Annotated in this window: 1 rRNA gene and 1 pseudogene; both read left to right on the top strand. The window is 68.1% G+C overall.

Annotated elements, in window-relative coordinates:
• Nucleotides 1-95, top strand: a 5S ribosomal RNA gene (gene rrf, locus ACF08M_RS40185); the annotation flags it as partial.
• Between the two features lie 179 nt (nt 96-274).
• Nucleotides 275-843: pseudogene (locus ACF08M_RS40180) on the top strand (hypothetical protein); the annotation flags it as partial.

Raw genomic sequence — 843 nt, 5'->3', positions numbered from 1 at the left:
AAACGCCCGGTTACATTCCGAACCCGGAAGCTAAGCCTTTCAGCGCCGATGGTACTGCAGGGGGGACCCTGTGGGAGAGTAGGACGCCGCCGAACAATCTTTCAAGGACCCTTGGTCCCAGCGTTCACGCTGGGACCAAGGGTCCTTTTTTTGTCGTAGCGCGTCGGGTGTCCGACTGCGCGAGAATGTCTTGTAGTACCCGATGAAGGAGTCACACCGATGTCCACCAACTCTCCCGACGATCGTTCGGAGCGCGAGCCGCGTCGCCGGGACGGTGGTGACCGAGGCGGTTTCAGCGGCCGTCGTGGCGATCGCTCCGGCGGACCGCGTCGCGATGACGACCGCGGTGGTTACCGGCGCGACGACAGCCGGCCCGCTGGTGGTGGCGGTTTCCGCCGTGACGACCGTGACCGGGGGCCGCGTCGCGATGACAGTCGTGGTGGTGGTTCTGGTGGTGGGTTCCGCCGGGATGACAGTCGTGGTGGTTCTGGTGGTGGGTTCCGTCGGGATGATCGGGATCGTGACCGTGGGCCGCGTCGGGACGATGAGCGTGGTGGGTACCGGGGGCCGCGTCGGGATGACGATCGGGGCGGGCGTTCCGGTGGCGGGTTCGAGCGTCGGGACGACCGGCCGCGTGGACCGCGCCGTGACGACGACAGCCGAGGCGGCGGGTTCCGTCGCGACGACAGCCGCGGTGGTGGCTCCGGCGGCGGGTTCCGCCGGGACGACAGTCGTGGTGGTGGTTCCGGTGGTGGGTTCCGCCGGGATGACAGTCGTGGTGGTTCTGGTGGTGGGTTCCGTCGGGATGATCGGGATCGTGACCGTGGGCCGCGTCGGGACGAT

It is taken from the genome of Streptomyces sp. NPDC015032 (assembly GCF_043080425.1).
Taxonomy (GTDB): Bacteria; Actinomycetota; Actinomycetes; order Streptomycetales; family Streptomycetaceae; genus Streptomyces.
The sequence above is the reverse complement of the archived record's forward strand: the minus strand, read 5'-3'. Positions and strand labels throughout refer to the sequence as shown.